The sequence below is a fragment of the Streptomyces sp. NPDC005494 genome (assembly GCF_042872025.1).
Lineage (GTDB): Bacteria > Actinomycetota > Actinomycetes > Streptomycetales > Streptomycetaceae > Streptomyces.
Map to the genome: position 1 here is coordinate 173,779 of NZ_JBIAJR010000007.1, position 15,114 is coordinate 188,892.

Annotated in this window: 12 protein-coding genes and 1 tRNA gene; 10 read left to right on the forward strand and 3 right to left on the reverse strand. The window is 72.5% G+C overall.

The features are described 5' to 3' along the window. From ACFYQ6_RS21455 to ACFYQ6_RS21470, 4 genes are all read left to right on the forward strand, one after another. Window positions 1–501 (forward strand): hypothetical protein, encoded by a 501-nt coding sequence (locus tag ACFYQ6_RS21455; protein ID WP_361580586.1) that lies wholly within the window; start codon window positions 1–3, stop codon window positions 499–501. A 197-nt stretch (window positions 502–698) separates the two neighbouring features. Next, entirely contained in the window at window positions 699–1,433 is a 735-nt protein-coding gene (locus tag ACFYQ6_RS21460) for a D-Ala-D-Ala carboxypeptidase family metallohydrolase (protein ID WP_361580584.1), read from the forward strand. Between the two features lie 182 nt (window positions 1,434–1,615). Beyond that, complete coding sequence (locus ACFYQ6_RS21465; protein ID WP_388764321.1) at window positions 1,616–3,364, forward strand: glycoside hydrolase domain-containing protein; 1,749 nt, start codon at window positions 1,616–1,618, stop codon at window positions 3,362–3,364. A gap of 34 nt (window positions 3,365–3,398) precedes the next feature. Further along, window positions 3,399–4,337, forward strand: a complete 939-nt coding sequence (locus ACFYQ6_RS21470; RefSeq protein WP_361580578.1) for a penicillin-insensitive murein endopeptidase — start codon at window positions 3,399–3,401, stop codon at window positions 4,335–4,337. Between the two features lie 54 nt (window positions 4,338–4,391). Here the strand turns inward: ACFYQ6_RS21470 and selD are convergent, their stop codons facing one another. Next, on the reverse strand, window positions 4,392–5,435 hold the full coding sequence (gene selD / locus ACFYQ6_RS21475) for a selenide, water dikinase SelD (RefSeq protein WP_361580575.1): 1,044 nt from the start codon (window positions 5,433–5,435) through the stop codon (window positions 4,392–4,394). Window positions 5,436–5,491: 56 nt separating this feature from the next. Between selD and ACFYQ6_RS21480 the strand changes: the two genes are divergently transcribed. From ACFYQ6_RS21480 to ACFYQ6_RS21495, 4 genes are all read left to right on the forward strand, one after another. Continuing rightward, window positions 5,492–5,586 (forward strand) — tRNA-Sec (locus ACFYQ6_RS21480). 22 nt (window positions 5,587–5,608) lie between these two features. Continuing rightward, on the forward strand, window positions 5,609–6,928 hold the full coding sequence (gene selA, locus ACFYQ6_RS21485; protein ID WP_388764324.1) for an L-seryl-tRNA(Sec) selenium transferase: 1,320 nt from the start codon (window positions 5,609–5,611) through the stop codon (window positions 6,926–6,928). Window positions 6,929–6,930: 2 nt separating this feature from the next. Continuing rightward, window positions 6,931–8,718, forward strand: a complete 1,788-nt coding sequence (selB, locus tag ACFYQ6_RS21490; RefSeq protein ID WP_388764326.1) for a selenocysteine-specific translation elongation factor — start codon at window positions 6,931–6,933, stop codon at window positions 8,716–8,718. Window positions 8,719–8,817: 99 nt separating this feature from the next. Then, on the forward strand, window positions 8,818–9,408 hold the full coding sequence (locus ACFYQ6_RS21495; protein WP_361580566.1) for a helix-turn-helix domain-containing protein: 591 nt from the start codon (window positions 8,818–8,820) through the stop codon (window positions 9,406–9,408). Between the two features lie 12 nt (window positions 9,409–9,420). Here the strand turns inward: ACFYQ6_RS21495 and ACFYQ6_RS21500 are convergent, their stop codons facing one another. Beyond that, window positions 9,421–10,440 (reverse strand): SMP-30/gluconolactonase/LRE family protein, encoded by a 1,020-nt coding sequence (locus tag ACFYQ6_RS21500; protein WP_361580563.1) that lies wholly within the window; start codon window positions 10,438–10,440, stop codon window positions 9,421–9,423. Between the two features lie 195 nt (window positions 10,441–10,635). Here ACFYQ6_RS21500 and ACFYQ6_RS21505 point away from each other — a divergent pair, with 195 nt between their 5' ends. After that, window positions 10,636–12,444: an NAD(P)/FAD-dependent oxidoreductase gene (locus tag ACFYQ6_RS21505; protein ID WP_361580561.1), complete on the forward strand. Its 1,809-nt coding sequence runs from the start codon at window positions 10,636–10,638 to the stop codon at window positions 12,442–12,444. A 337-nt stretch (window positions 12,445–12,781) separates the two neighbouring features. Beyond that, on the forward strand, window positions 12,782–13,615 hold the full coding sequence (locus tag ACFYQ6_RS21510; RefSeq protein WP_361580558.1) for a PIG-L family deacetylase: 834 nt from the start codon (window positions 12,782–12,784) through the stop codon (window positions 13,613–13,615). Window positions 13,616–13,751: 136 nt separating this feature from the next. On the opposite strand, the gene ACFYQ6_RS21515 is transcribed toward ACFYQ6_RS21510, so the two are convergent. After that, window positions 13,752–14,972, reverse strand: coding sequence for a metallophosphoesterase (locus ACFYQ6_RS21515; RefSeq protein WP_361580555.1), 1,221 nt, complete (start codon window positions 14,970–14,972; stop codon window positions 13,752–13,754). Window positions 14,973–15,114 lie beyond the last annotated feature (142 nt).

Genomic DNA, 15,114 nt, shown 5'->3' on the forward strand with positions numbered 1-15,114 from the left:
GTGTTCACCTGCGGTCTGCTTGCCGGTGGGGTGCTGACGGCCGGGGTGCTGTGGCTCCTGTCCGGTCTCTTCACGCCGCTCCCCGCCGGCGTGCGGCAAGGGCTGATCGTCGCCGTCGCGCTGCTCGCCGTGCTGCGTGACGCGGGCACGCTGTCGCTGAGGCTGCCGCAGAACGCCCGGCAGATACCGCAGGACGTCCTGCGCCGTCATCTGGTGCGCGGAGCAATGCAGTTCGGATTCGAGCTCGGTACGGGCGTGCGCACCTACGTCTCGGCGAGCGCTCCGTACGCGATGGCGGTGGCGGTGCTGCTGTCCGGGGGCTCCTACGCGCCCGCCCTGGCCGCCGGGCTCGGCTTCGGTGCGGGCCGGGCACTCACCCCTGCGCTGCGCAGGCTCTCCGGGAACGGTGAGCGCTGGGACGACCTGCTCGCGGGTCGGCTGCGCGGCGTGACCCTCGTGTGCTCCGTGCTGATCGCCGCTGCCGCCTGCGGGGTCCGGTAGCGGGGCCCCCGCCTCTCCGAGTGACCTCCGGTACCGAATCGCAGCAGGCGAGTCAACGTCCGCTGCCCACAGGGAAGTTGTGCCGGAGGTCTGGTCCTGTGGCAGATGGTGCCGGTGTGGACACGCCGAGGAAGTGGGCGTCAGACTCGCCTCAGCCCTCTAGCGGGGATTCGGGAAGGACTCACAACGGAGGCGCCATGTTGAGGCGTACGATCCAACTCGCTCTGGCATTTGTCATGATCATGGCGACTGCGGTGGGGGGAGTGCTGGCCACGGCCGCCCCGGCCCAGGCGGACGAGTGCTACACCTGGGGCCGCACCCTGTCCGAAGGCATGTCGGGCGCCGACGTGACCCAGCTGCAGATCCGGGTGGCCGGGCATGTCGACTACGGCGAGATCCTCTCCGTCGACGGCAACTTCGGGCCGCGGACCAAGGCCGCGGTCATCAAGTTCCAGCAGGCGTACGGCCTCGGAGCGGACGGCATCGCGGGTTCCCAGACGTTCACCAAGATCTACGCACTGCAGGACCCGGACTGCACCCCGATCCACTTCACCTACGCCGAGCTGAACAACTGCAACTCCGACTGGTCCGGTGGTGCGGTCAGCGCCGCCACGGCCAAGTCCAACGGTCTGCGCACGATGTGGAAGCTGGAGGCCTTGCGGCACGCCATGGGTGACGTGCCCATCGTCGTGTCCAGCGGATTCCGGTCGACGGCCTGCAACAACGCGGCGGGCGGCGCCTCGAACAGCCGGCACCTGTACGGTGACGCCGCCGACCTGGTCGGCAGCCCGTCGTTCTGCGCGCTCGCCCAGCGGGCCCGCTCGCACGGCTTCGGCGGCATCTACGGCCCCGGCTACCCCGACCACAACGACCACACCCACGTCGACGGCCGCACCAGCCGCTCCTGGTCCGCGCCCAACTGCGGCGTCTGACAGTCCACTCACCGGCACAGCAGCCCGCGCTCCCGGGATCCGGCCTCCGGCCCGTGAGCGCGGGCCCGCACGGTCCGTGGCCGAGCAGGTTCCGGCAACGGGCCGCGCCGCGCGTGGCGGACCGACGAGAAGCGCCACGCCGCTCCCGCACCTCCCCCCGCATCCGAGCAGGAGTGAAACCGATGTCGTCCTGGATCCCCTGGCGCGCCCGCGCCGGAACGGCCCTGCTGGCGGTGCTCGCCGGTATCGGCGCGCTCGCCGCCCCCGCCCCCGCACTGGCGGATTCCCCGCCCACGAGCCCGCGGAACGTCACCTACCACGGCTACCGCATCGAGGTGCCGGCCGAATGGCGGGTCGTCGACCTGTCCGAGAATCCGCGTGCGTGCCTCCGGTTCGACAGACCCGCCGTCTACCTGGGCGAGCCCGGCGAGCAGAACGACTGCCCCGCCCGAGTCGTCGGCCGTTCCGCCGGCATCGTGGTGCAGCCCATCACCGCCCGCTCCGCCGGGCAGGTGACAGCGGCGACCGCGCGGCCCCGGCGCGGCACGGCCGTGGCCCCGTCCGCCGCCTCCAGCAACGACACCATCCAGATCGCGGTCGAGGACGCCGGAGTCCTCGTGACCGCCGCCCACACGCCGGACACCGAAAGCCTCGTACGCGGAGTCCTCGCCTCCGCCGAGCTCGCCGAGGGCGCCGAGCGCACCGCGCCGGCCGGCCCGGACCCGCAGCCGGGCCCCGCCCCGCTGGCCGCGGCCGGACCACAGCCCGGCAGCTACCTGGGCAAGGGTTTCGACGCCTGCACCGCGCCCTCGCAGGCCGCCATGAACGCCTGGCAGGCGAGCTCGCCGTACAGCGCGGTCGGTGTCTACATCAGCGGATCCTTCCGCGGCTGCGCCCAGCCGAATCTGACGGCGAGCTGGGTGACCAGCCAGACCGCCGCCGGATGGCGCCTGTTCCCCATCGACGTAGGCCGCCAGGCACCGTGCACCAATTACTCGCTGAAGATGTCCACCGATCCGGCCACGGCCAAGTCCCAGGGCGTCACCGCCGCGGCAGGTGCCGTCACCGCCGCGTCGGGTCTCGGCATCCCCGCGGGCAGCGCCATCTACAGCGACATCGAGGCGTACACCTCCACGGCCTCCTGCAAGGCGTCCGTGCTGTCGTACCTGTCCGGCTGGACCGAACGGCTGCACAGCAGCGGCTACCTGTCGGGCTTCTACTCCAGTGCCGCCTCCGGCATCAAGGACGCCGCCGCCGAGTACGACAACAGCGCCTACACACGGGTCGACCACCTCTTCTACGCCTGGTGGAACGGCGCCGCAGACACCGACACCGGTACGTACGTGCCGTCCTCCTACTGGTCCGGCCACCAGCGGATCCACCAGTACGCGGGCGAGGTCACCGAGTCCTACGGCGGCTACTCGATCAACATCGACCGCGACTACCTGGACGTCGGCAACGGCTCCACGCCCACGCCCACCTGCACCGGGGCGAACCTCGACTTCACCTCGTACACCACCGTGCAGAGCGGCTCGACCGGCGACCGCGTCAAGGCCGCCCAGTGCCTGCTCAAGGCCGCAGGCTTCGACCCGGGCACCCCCGACGGGATCTTCGGCCCCGCCACGACCGCCGCCGCCCGGAACTTCCAGGCCGGCAAGGGGCTCACCGCGGACGGGGTGGTCGGCGCGAAGACCTGGACAGCCCTGCTCTCGCGCGGATCCACCCCGACCGTCCAGAGCGGCTCTACGGGAGAAGCCGTGACCCGGCTCCAGCGCGCCCTGACCGCCGCGCTCGGCCGGACGGTCTCCGTCGACGGTGCCTTCGGCTCGGGCACCGCCCAGGCCGCACGCGACTACCAGTCCTCGCGCGGTCTGAGCGCCGACGGCATCGTCGGCCCCGCCACCTGGGGCGCCCTCCAGGCCGGAAAGTGAGCAGGCGGACGAACAGGGAAGTGAGGCAGGAACCGTGAGACGACTCGCACGCATCATCACGCTGTTCACCGCGTTGGCGGGGCTGCTCCTCGGACTCGGTGTCCCGGCGCAGGCCTTCCCGCAGGCGGCGTTCCCGCTGACCAGCGACGGAAACCGAGGCTCCGACGTCGTCGCGCTGCAGCACCTGCTGGCCGCGCACGGCCGTTCCGTGGCGGTGGACGGCGTCTTCGGCTCCGGAACGCGGAGCGCCGTGGTGGGCTTCCAGCAGTCCAAGGGCCTGACCGCGGACGGCATCGCCGGCCCCGCCACCTGGGGCGCGCTCGTGGTCACCGTCCGGCAGGGCGACAACGGACCGGCGGTGACGGCCCTCCAGTCGCTGCTCAACGCCAAGCGGGGCGCCGGCCTCTCGGCCGACGGGGCCTTCGGGCCCGCCACCGGCACCGCCGTCCGCACCTTCCAGTCCCACGCGGGGATCGGCGCGGACGGCGTCGTCGGGCCGGCCACCTGGCAGAACCTGCTGTGGCACTACGAGAACATCGACTTCGGCGGCAGCACGATGTGCGCGCAGAGTCCCGACGGCAACGCGGGCGCCCACTGGGCGACAGCCGGAGCCGTGGGCCAGCTGGAGGCCGCCGCCGCCACCTTCGCCGCCACCGGGAACGGCAGACTGCCCATCGGCGACGCGGGCTTCGAGCACGGCGGCGACATCCCCGGCCACGGCAGCCACGAAGTCGGTATGGACATCGACGTGTGGCCCGCCCGCACCGACTCGGCGCAGTGCACCGCGGGACGCATCACCTGGCAGTCGAGCACCTACGACCGCGCGGCCACCCGCAGGCTCGTACAGGAGATCCGGGCGAAGGCCCCCGGCCACGTCCAGCTGATCTTCTTCAACGACCCGCAGCTGATCTCGGAAGGGCTGACCACGAGCTACGCGAACCACGACAACCACCTGCACATCCGCTACCGGTAGCGAATCGGCCGCGGGACCCGGCCCCGGCCGCGGGCCCGCGGCCGTACTCCGGGCTCAGCGGATCACCAGCGTGGTGCCGGCCACGGCGGGAACCAGCTCCCCGATGACCGGATGCCCGGGCAGCTCTCCGGCGACCAGCAGGCCGCCGGAGGTCTGCGCGTCCGCGAGCAGCCGCAGCCGGTCCTCGCTCGTCCGTCCCGCGTCGAGGTGCGGGCGCACCCATTCGAGATTGCGCTGGGTGCCGCCGCTGACGTACCCGGCCCGCAGGGACTCCCGGACACCGTCGAGCACGGGGACCGCGGCGGCGTCCACCACGGCCGTGACACCGCTGGCCCGCGCCAGTTTGTGCAGATGTCCGAGCAGCCCGAATCCGGTCACGTCGGTGGCGCACACCGCCCCGGCCTCCAGGGCAGCCGCAGCGGCCTTGTCGTTCAGCGCCGTCATGGACGCGACGGCGTGCGCGAAGACCTCCCCGGTCCGCTTGTGGCGGTTGTTGAGTATCCCGACGCCCAGCGGTTTGGTCAGGGTCAGCGGCACGCCCGGCCGTCCTGCGTCGTTGCGCAGCAGCCGGTCCGGATCCACCAGACCGGTCACCGCCATTCCGTAGAGCGGTTCCGGGCTGTCGATGCTGTGGCCGCCGCCGACGAGACAACCGGCGCGGCCGGCGACTTCGAGCGCACCCGCCAGGACCTCCCGGGCCAGCTCGGCGGGCAGTACGTCACGGGGCCAGCCCAGCAGATTGAGCCCGACGACGGGCCGTCCGCCCATCGCGTATACGTCGGACAGGGCGTTGGCCGCGGCGATCCGTCCCCAGTCGCGGGCGTCGTCGACGACGGGGGTGAAGAAGTCGGCCGTCGACACCAGGGCCTTGCCGTCGCCGGTGAGCACCACCGCGGCATCGTCGCCGTCGTCCAGTCCGACCAGCAGCCGGTCCTCGTCGCTGCCACCGGTCTGCCCGGGGATCCGCTGCGGCAGCAGGCCCGCGACCATGGCCTCCAGTTCCCCCGGAGGGATCTTGCAGGCGCAACCCCCGCCGTGCGCGAACCGGGTCAGCCGCAGGGGCGCGGCAGGCCCGTCGATGGCGCCAACTGTCGTCATACGGCGATCATTTCACCTCTTGCCCCGGCAGTGTGCGGGGACCACAATCTTGCTCCGGAGGCGTTGGGCGGGCTGGTGCCCCTCCCGATCTTCAACATCGGTGTGGTCCGGTATCCGGGCCAGGCGGGTTCGATTCCCGTCCGCCTCCGCAGACTTCGATCGGGGTGGCGCGGGTGACGGACCGGACGGGCGAGCCGCCCGCGGACATCCGGAGGAAGGTGCCGAGCACCACGGTGCTCCTCGGCGACCCCCGGCTGAGCGAGGCATCCGCGCGGCTGGGCAGGCCCGTCGTCAAGGCAGCGGTAGGCGCCGCCCAGCAGCTCGTACGCGACGGCCGGATCGCCCCCGGCGACGCGGTCGGGGCCGCTCTCGCCGCGCTGCCCGCGCACACGGCGGGACTGACGCCCGTGCACAACGCGACCGGCGTGGTGCTGCACACCAATCTGGGACGGGCGCCGCTGTCGCAGCCGGCGCTGGAGGCGATGGCGGCGGCCGCCGGATACACGGACGTCGAGCTCGATCTCCCGACCGGCAGACGGGCGCCGCGCGGCCGCAGTGCCATGGCGGCCCTGCGTGCGGCGGTGCCGGCCGCGGAAGCCGTGCACGTGGTCAACAACGGGGCCGCCGCCCTGGCCCTGGCGGCCGTGACACTGGCCCAGGGGCGCGAGATCCTGCTCAGCCGGGGCGAGTTCGTGGAGATCGGCGACGGCTTCCGGATTCCCGAACTGCTGGTCTCCTGCGGCGCCCGGATACGGGAGGTCGGCACCACCAACCGGACCCGGCTCGGCGACTACGCGGACGCGGCGGGCCCGGACACCGGCTTCATCCTCAAGGTCCACCCCTCGAACTTCACGGTGAGCGGCTTCACCGGGGGAGTGGAGGCCGAGGAGCTGGCCTCCCTGGTTCTGCCCGTCGTCGTCGACATCGGCTCCGGCCTCCTCGCTCCCGACCCGCTGCTGCCGGACGAGCCCGACGCGGCCACGGCCCTGCGCGCCGGAGCCACCCTCGTCACCGCCAGCGGGGACAAGCTGCTCGGCGGGCCGCAGGCGGGGCTGGTCCTCGGCAGCGCCGCCGTCGTGGAACGGATGCGCCGCCACCCGCTGGCCCGCGCCCTGCGCGTGGACAAGTTCACCCTGGCCGCGCTGGAAGCGACCCTGCGCGGTCCCGAGCCACCCGTGCACACGGCCGTGCACATGCCGCTGCCGCACCTGCGCATCCGCACCCTGCGGCTGGCCGAGGACGTCGTGCGCCGAGGGCTCGACGCGCGCGTCGTACCTCATGAGGCGGTGGTCGGAGGAGGCGGTGCGCCCGGGACCGCTCTGCCGTCGTGTGCGCTCAGCCTCCCCGCCGACCTGGCGGAACCGCTGCGCAGCGGTGAACCGGCCGTCCTCGGACGGCTGTTGCGCGGCCGGCTGCTGCTGGACCTCCGGTGCGTACCGGAGGCGTGTGACACCGACATCCTCGCGGCGGTGTTGCGCGCGGCCGGCCGGTGATCATGCGGGTCATCGCGACAGCGGGGCATGTCGACCACGGAAAGAGCACGCTGATCCAGGCCCTGACCGGCACCCACCCCGACCGCCTGGCCGAGGAGCGCCGCCGTGGGCTGACCATCGACCTCGGCTTCGCGTGGACGGACCTGCCGTCGGGCGAACGGCTGGCGTTCGTCGACGTACCGGGGCACGAGAGGTTCGTGCCCACCATGCTGGCCGGTGTGGGGCCCGTGCCCGCCGTGCTGTTCGTCGTCGCCGCCGACGAGGGCTGGAAGGCGCAGTCCGCCGAGCACCTCGCCGCCGTGGACGCCCTGGGCGTACGGCACGGACTGCTCGTCGTCACCCGCTGCGACCTGGCCGACCCCGGCCCCGCCACCGCGCAGGCCCTCGCCCGGATCGGGTCCAGCACCCTCGGCGGTGTCGAGGCCGTTGCGGTCAGCGCCCGCACCGGCGAGGGCCTCGCCGAGCTGCGTGCCGCCCTCGGCCGGCTCGCCGAGCGGCTGCCGGACGGCGACGCCGACTCCCCGGTACGGCTGTGGATCGACCGGGCCTTCACCGTGCGCGGCAGTGGGCTGGTGGTCACCGGCACCCTCGGGGCGGGGCGGATCCGCAGGGGCGACGTCCTGGTGACCGCCCGCTCCGGCCGGTCCGTGCGCGTCAGGGCGCTGCACACGCTGGGCGAGGAGACCGGCCTGGTACGGGCCACCGCCCGGGTCGCCGTCAACCTCCGCGGCCTCGACAAGGAGTCGACGGGCCGCGGTGACGCCCTGCTCACCCCCGACAGCTTCCTCCCCTGCCTGCGCTGCGACGTACGGGTGCACGGCGGAGCGCCTGCCGCGGAACTGCCCCGTACCGCTGTCGCCCACATCGGCTCGGCGGCCGTGCCCGTCCGCGTGAGGGCACTCGGCCAGGAGACCGCCCGGCTGACCCTCCCGGCACCCCTGCCGCTGCGCATCGGCGACCGCGCGGTGCTGCGCGATCCGGGCCTGCGGCGGGTGCTCGCCGGTCTGACGGTGCTCGACCCCCAGCCACCCGAACTGCGGCGCCGGGGCGCCGCGGCACGGCGGGCAGCCGAGCTGGGCGCCGCCGACGGTGTCCCGTGCGAGACCTCCGAGCTGCGCCGCCGACTGCTGGTCCGACGCGGGGAGCTGACCGCGATGGGGGTGGCCGTCCACACCGCACCGGTGGCGGGCGACTGGCTCGCCGACCCCGCCCACTGGGCCGCCCTGCGTGTCCGGCTGGCCGAGCTGGTGGCGGCGTACCTCTGCGAGCGGCCGGCGGACGACGGCGTACCGGTGGAGGCCGCTCGGTACCGCCTGGGACTGCCGGCCGTCTCTCTCGTGGAGGCACTGGTCACGCCACCCCTGCGGCTGAGCCGCGGGCGCGTGACCGCCGGAACCGGGGAACCGCCTGTCCCCGTGACGGACGCGGTGCGCCGGCTCACCGCCGAACTCGACGGGCGGCCCTTCGCCGCGCCCCCCGCCCGGAGACTCGCGGAACTCGGCTTCGGTCGCCGTGAACTCGCCACGGCGGTCCATCACGGGGCGGTACTGCGGCTCGCGGAGCACGTGGTGCTGCTGCCGGATGCTCCCCGTCTGGCCGCCGACCGGCTGAGCCGACTCGCCCAGCCGTTCACCGTGGGGGAGGCGAGCCGCGCCCTGGACACCACCCGACGCGTCACCGTCCCCCTGCTGGAGCACTGCGACGGCCAGGGCATCACCCAGGTGCTTCCCGACAAGCGCCGCCGGTGCGCGCCCCGCCGCCGGCCGGCGGCGGTCACCGCAGTGGGCTGAACTCCGTCTCGCGACCACGGCGCTCGGCCGGGAGACGGTGGCGGGCCGCGGGTGCGCCCGCGGCGGCTCGGTCCGCCGGCCGGCCGGTACCCTTTCGGGATGACCCAGCCCCTTGCGCCCGTCGAGCGGCGGCCCGCGAATCACGGGCCGAAGGTGGCTGCCCGCAATCGGGACGCTCTGATCGCTGCCGCGCGGGAGATCTTCGCGTCCGACGGGCTGGACGCTCCGCTCTCCGCGATCGCGCGTCGGGCCGGGGTCGGGCAAGGCGTCCTGTACCGGCACTTCCCCGACAGGGCGGCCGTGGCGATCGCGGTCCTCGAGGAGAACGTGCGGCAGGTCGAACAGGCCGCCGCGGCCGAGGGCGCGCTCCTCTCCGATGTCCTCGGCGTTCTGACCTGGCACCTGACGGAGTCGGCCGCGTTCCTGGGCCTGTTGCACAGCAACGGGGCCACCGGCCACTCGGAGGCGCTCGCGCACGCCCTGGTCCTCTCGGGCCGGGTCGAGTCCGCCCTGCGGCAGCACCTGCCCAGGAGGCACCGCCTGGGCGCGGCGAACGACCTCATGCTGGCCGTCGCCATGGTGTCCGGCGCCACCAGCGGTCCCACACGCGAAGTGCGGGAACGCCGGGCGAAGGCCGCGTGGCGGCTCCTCGGTGTCGAAGTGGGGCCGGTCCAGCCTTTCGAAGGATGAGAGCCGGGGGCGTCAGCCGCCGTTGGACTGCCGGGTGCCCTTGCCGAGTGCGTCGAAGGTGTACAGGTAACCGCCGGCCGGTCCGCTGACGGTCATGTACGCCTTGGTCCCGCCAGGTGTGATCGCCACGTTCGTCGCGGACTCGAGCCCTTCGGTGCGGTCGGGGATCTCGACCGTCGCCAGGCGTTCGCCGTGCTTGCTGTACACGGCCATCGCGGCTCGGCCGTGGAGTGCCTGGTAGAGGTTGCCCTCCGCGTCCACGGCGATCGAATCGGTCTGGGCGATCCCGCCGTCCACGCGGATCGCGGTGTGCCGTGAGGTCACGTCTCCCTCTCCGTCGAGGCGGAGGTAGGAGATCCGGTTCTGCGTGAGTTCACTGACCCACAGCCCCTGGTAGTCCGCGTCGAAGGAGATCCCGTTCGTCGCGGCGAGCCCGCCGGCGAGGACGGCGGACTTCCTGCCGTCCCGCTCGATCCGCACCACACGCCCCTGGGCGTCGCCCGCGGAAAGGCCGCGTGAGTCGCTGACGTACAGGTTGCCCTCCTCGTCGAAGGCGATGTCGTCGGGGTTCATCCGCGCTCCGTCGACCTCCCCGGAGAAGAAGGTCCGCGGGTCACTTCCGTCCGGGGCCAGGCTGACCACCTCGCCGTGGGCGTAGTCGGTCAGGTACAGCCGTCCGTCGTACGGGCTGAACTGCGCCGAGGTGTAGGCCCCTCGGCCGTCCGAGTGGACGGCCTGCGACGTCTTCCTCCTCACGTCGACCCGCATCACCTTCGGCTCTCCCGCCGGTGCGGTGACGTCGACGACGAGCAGTGCGCCGTTCTCGTCGAAGGCCGGGCCCTCGAGCAGGGTCATCCCGGTCTCCTCGTGCACCTCGGTCAGCTGCATGACCCGGTGGGCGCGGATGGTTCCGTCCGCGCCGGCGGCCGGCGCGCCGACGGCGGAGCCGCCGGTCTGCGTGCCGCATCCGGTGAGGGTCAGCGTGCCGACGGTGGCGAGTGCCGCGAGGGACCGGACCGGGAGTCGTCGCATGGGGGGATCACTCTTCCTGTCTGCGGACGTGCCGTCGGGCCACGCCGTTCGCGTGGTCAGGACGGGGAGCGGAGGCGTCCTGCACGCGCGTCATGGTTCACCCGCGCCACAACCGGACAGTGTTGTCCGGTAGTTGCTACCGTAACGGATGCCGCCCGATCCGACGCGGCCGACCGATCGGAATGAGACCCCCACATGACGACCACTCAGGCGACGGACCCCAACGACCTGGGCGCACTCAGGCAGCGCTACAGCCTCGAACGTGAACGGCGGGTACGGCCCGACGGCGCCCGCCAATACCGCCACGCGGAAGCCGAGTTCGGCTACTACGCCGCCGACCCCTACGCGGGGGACGTGGCCGGACGTGAGCCGCTGCTGGACACCGTGGACGTCGCCGTCGTCGGCGGCGGGTTCGGCGGCATCCTCGCCGGGGCGAGGCTGCGGCAGCAGGGCGTGGAACGCGTGCGGATCGTCGAGAAGGGGGGCGACTTCGGCGGCACCTGGTACTGGAACCGCTACCCGGGCATCCACTGCGACATCGAGTCGCACGTCTACCTGCCGATGCTCGACGAGACCGGCTATGTGCCGGAGTGGAAATACGCCCCGGGCGAGGAGATCCGCCGCCACGCGGTGCGCATCGCGGAGAAGTACGACCTCTACGCTGACGCCCTGTTCTCCACCGCGGTCACCTCGCTCACCTGGGACGACGCGTCCGAGACGTGGATCGTCGCCACCGACCGCGGCGACGCCTTCCACGCCACGTACGTCGTCACGTCCACCGGCACCATGTCCGAGCCCAAACTGCCCGGCATACCGGGCATCGAGACCTTCCGGGGCCACACCTTCCACACGTCACGCTGGGACTACTCCTACACCGGCGGCACTCCGGAGGGCGGCATGACCGGCCTCGCCGGCAAGCGGGTGGGCATCGTGGGCACCGGAGCCACCGGTGTCCAGGCCGTCCCGATGCTGGCCGAGGACGCCGGGCACGTCTACGTCTTCCAGCGCACCCCCTCCAGCGTCGACGTGCGCGCCAACCGCCGCACCACCGCCGAGGACGTCGGTGCCGGCCGTGAGGGCTGGGCGCTCGAGCGTCGTCAGAACTTCCTGCGCATCGTCTCCGGCGAGCCGGCCGGCCAGGACCTCGTGGCCGACGGCTGGACCGCCTCGGCGGCTCTCCTCGAAAAGCTCCTGCCCAGCTTCCGTCGCGACGAGCAGGGGCAGTCCTTCGAAGCCGCCTACGAACTCGCCGACGCCGCGAAGATGAACGAACTGCGCGCCCGTGTCGAGCGGACGGTCACCGACCCCGGCACCGCGGAGAAGCTCAAGCCCTGGTACCGGTACGCCTGCAAGCGCCCCACCTTCTCCGACAAGTACTACGCGGCGTTCAACCGCAGCAACGTCACCCTGGTCGACACCGCCGACACGCACGGCATCGAGCGTGTCACCGAGAACGGGGCCGTCGTCGGTGACGACACCTACGAACTCGACTGCCTGATCTTCGCCACGGGATTCTCCGTCGGGGTGTCCGGCATCCTCTCCGGCAAGCTCCCCGTCCACGGCCGGGGCGGCACCCAGCTCCTGCACACCTGGGCGCAGCGGGGCCCGCGGACGCTGCACGGCTTCACCGGCAACGGCTTCCCGAACCTGATCCACATGGGGACCCTGCACAACGCGAGCAGCGTCAACTTCACGCACGTACTCGACGAGCAGGCCGTCCACGCCGCCGCTCTCGTGGCAGCGGCCGAATCCGGTCGCGCCCTCATCGAACCGTCCCCCGAGGCCGAGGACGCCTGGCTGGCCGTTCTGGCCGAGGATGCCGCGGACCACGCGTGGTTCCACGCCGAGTGCACCCCCGGCTACTACAACCGCGAAGGGCTCGGCCGCCCGAACACCGCGAGTGCCTATCCCCACGGCGCCTTCGCGTTCCACGAACTGCTCGAGCAGTGGCGCAAGGAATCCATCGGCGAGGTCCTGCGGCCCAAGGCCGTCCTCAAGGACTGAGGCCGTCCTTCAGGACTCCCGCGGCCGCCTCTGCCCCGTGCCGCACCGGGAGAGGGGCGGTGAGTGACGCCGGTCCGGCCCTCTTCCGGGCCGGACCGGCGTCAGAGCCGGACGTCCGTTGCAGAGCGAGCCGGAACGCCGGCGCCTCCTGAACCGATCCGCTGCGCCGGGAACAGCCGGCCGGGCCCGCATGGTTGCATCGGTCGAGATACCGGCGCCGCTCGGGTGGAGAAGACCTGGATTCCCGGGCCGGTCGCCTCACCAGGACCCGGCTCCGGGATCGCGGTGTTCCAGCCGCGCACCCGGACCAGGACGTTTGCATGCAGGAGGATGGTTCATGACCGAGCGGCCGTTGACGCTCATGGCGGTGCACGCACACCCCGACGACGAGGCCACAGGAACCGGAGGGGTCCTCGCGCGGTACGCGGCGGAAGGAATCCGCACCGTCCTCGTGACATGTACCGACGGCGGTTGCGGCGACGGGCCGGGGGGTGTCAAGCCGGGCGACCCCGGGCACGATCCGGCGGCCGTCGCCTCGATGCGCCGCCAGGAGCTCGAGGACAGCTGCGCCGTTCTGAAGATCAGTGACCTGGAGATGCTGGACTATGCCGACTCCGGAATGATGGGCTGGCCCAGCAACGACGCGCCCGGATCCTTCTGGCGGACCCCCGTGGCGGAAGGTGCTGCCCGGCTCGCGGAACTCATGAGGCACTACCGGCCCGACGTGGTCGTCACCTATGACGAGAACGGCTTCTACGGTCACCCCGACCACATCCAGGCCAACCGCATCACGACGGCGGCACTGGAGCTGACCGGGCTGACCCCGAAGGTGTACTGGACGACGATGCCCCGCTCGATGATGCAGCGGTTCGGCGAGACGATGAGCGAGTTCCAGGAGGACATGCCGGAGCCGGATCCCGCGGAAGCCGCCGCGATGGCCGAGATCGGCCTCCCCGACGATGAGATCACCACATGGGTGGACACCACCGCGTTCAGCGGGCAGAAGTTCGACGCGCTCGCCGCACACGCCAGTCAGGGCGAGAACATCTTCTTCCTCAAGATGGGCAAGGAGAAGTTCGGTGAGCTGATGGGTATGGAGACCTTCCTGCGCGTCAAGGACGCCACCGGCGCTGCCCTGCCGGAGACCGACCTCTTCGCCGGACTGCGCTGACCCCGCGTCCGGCCGGGTTCCGGGCGAGCTCGTGGTCCGGAACAGATCGACGTTCCGTCACACCCAGGAGAGCCGCGCCGTCATCCACGGGCGCGGCTCTCTTCGTGACCTGCATCCTCCCAGGACGGAACACTCCTCAGCGAGAGAGGGGCGGCTGCGGGGAGCGGAGTACGAGCAGGGTGATCTCGCTGGGCGCGAAGACACGGAACGGCGGCCCCCAGAAGCCGGTGCCGCGGCTCGTGTAGAGGAGGGTGCGCGTGCCGTGGCGGCTGAGGCCGGCGAGGGCCGGCTGGTCGAGCCGGACCAGATGATGGAAGGGCCAGATCTGGCCGCCGTGGGTGTGGCCGGAGAGCTGGAGGTCGATGCCCTGGGCTGCCGCGCGGTCGATGAACTTGGGCTGGTGGGCGAGGAGGAGGACGGGAAGGCCGGGGTCGGCGCCGTGGAGGGCTCCGGCGAGATGGGCGCGGTGGCCCGCCAGCCCGGAGGACTCGGCGGTGACGTCGTCGACACCGGCGACCACGAGCGTGTCACCGCCGCGTTCGAGCAGCAGATGGCTGTTGCGCAGCGGCTCCCAGCCCAGCTCGTCCATCAGGTCCACCCAGCCCTGGGCCTCGCTGTAGTACTCGTGGTTGCCGGTGACGTAGACCCGGGCCCGCGTCGCCCGCACGGTGCCCAGGGGGGCTGCCTGGGCGCGGCGGCGTTCGGCCGTGCCGTCCGCGATGTCGCCGGTGTGGCAGACCAGGTCGGCCTCCAGCGTGTTCACCGTCTCGCAGACCCGCGCCGACCAGCGGGCGCGGTCGAGCGGACCGTAGTGGGTGTCCGTGATCAGGACGACTCGGGTGCCGTCCAGCCCGGCGCCCAGGCGTGGGAGCGGTACGTCGAGTCGGCGCACGCGTGGCACGCGCCGGGCCTCGGCGTACCCCCAGGCGAGCAGCACGGCGGCCACGCCCAGCACGGCACAGGTGACGATGCGCGCCCGGCCCTGTCCGTCACCGACGCCGGCCACGGCCAGGGCGAGCCGCAGCAGGACACCGAGCAGCACGGACCAGGTGAACAGGACCCAGATGCCGCCCAGGAGCGTGTCACCGACGATCGCCCACCTGTCCTGCTGGCGTCGGCCGTGGCCGCGCACCATCGCGAGCGGCATCCCGAGCAAGCCGAGGCAGAAGAGGGCGGTGCCGGCCAGCGAGACGGGAAGAGGCCACTGCTGGCCGGTGTGCAGGAGGACCAGGCACGGCACGGCCCACAGCAGGAGGGGGGCGATCAGCGGGAGGTAGCGCATCAGGCGTTGCAGTCCGCTCGGTGGCGCCTCTGCCGCTCCGCCGCTGGCGGATCGTGGGTCGCTGGTCTCGGTCACGCTTCCCCTCCTGGGGTTCTGTCCTGCTGTCGTGCGGCTGGGACACGCCCGGAACCCGTGGCCGCGGCCGTGTACGACACCCAGGATCGCAGCTGGCAGCCGACGGAGCCGGGCCCAGGACGAGGTGCCGGGCCGTGCGTCC

Excerpts from the sequence above, each read along its gene's own strand:
- selD (WP_361580575.1), bottom strand. The coding sequence starts at position 5,435 with ATGACGACAGTTGGCGCCATCGACGGGCCTGCCGCGCCCCTGCGGCTG.
- ACFYQ6_RS21500 (WP_361580563.1), bottom strand. The coding sequence starts at position 10,440 with ATGCGACGACTCCCGGTCCGGTCCCTCGCGGCACTCGCCACCGTCGGC.
- selB (WP_388764326.1), top strand. The coding sequence starts at position 6,931 with ATGCGGGTCATCGCGACAGCGGGGCATGTCGACCACGGAAAGAGCACG.
- ACFYQ6_RS21510 (WP_361580558.1), top strand. The coding sequence starts at position 12,782 with ATGACCGAGCGGCCGTTGACGCTCATGGCGGTGCACGCACACCCCGAC.
- ACFYQ6_RS21465 (WP_388764321.1), top strand. The coding sequence starts at position 1,616 with ATGTCGTCCTGGATCCCCTGGCGCGCCCGCGCCGGAACGGCCCTGCTG.
- ACFYQ6_RS21505 (WP_361580561.1), top strand. The coding sequence starts at position 10,636 with ATGACGACCACTCAGGCGACGGACCCCAACGACCTGGGCGCACTCAGG.
- ACFYQ6_RS21495 (WP_361580566.1), top strand. The coding sequence starts at position 8,818 with ATGACCCAGCCCCTTGCGCCCGTCGAGCGGCGGCCCGCGAATCACGGG.
- ACFYQ6_RS21460 (WP_361580584.1), top strand. The coding sequence starts at position 699 with ATGTTGAGGCGTACGATCCAACTCGCTCTGGCATTTGTCATGATCATG.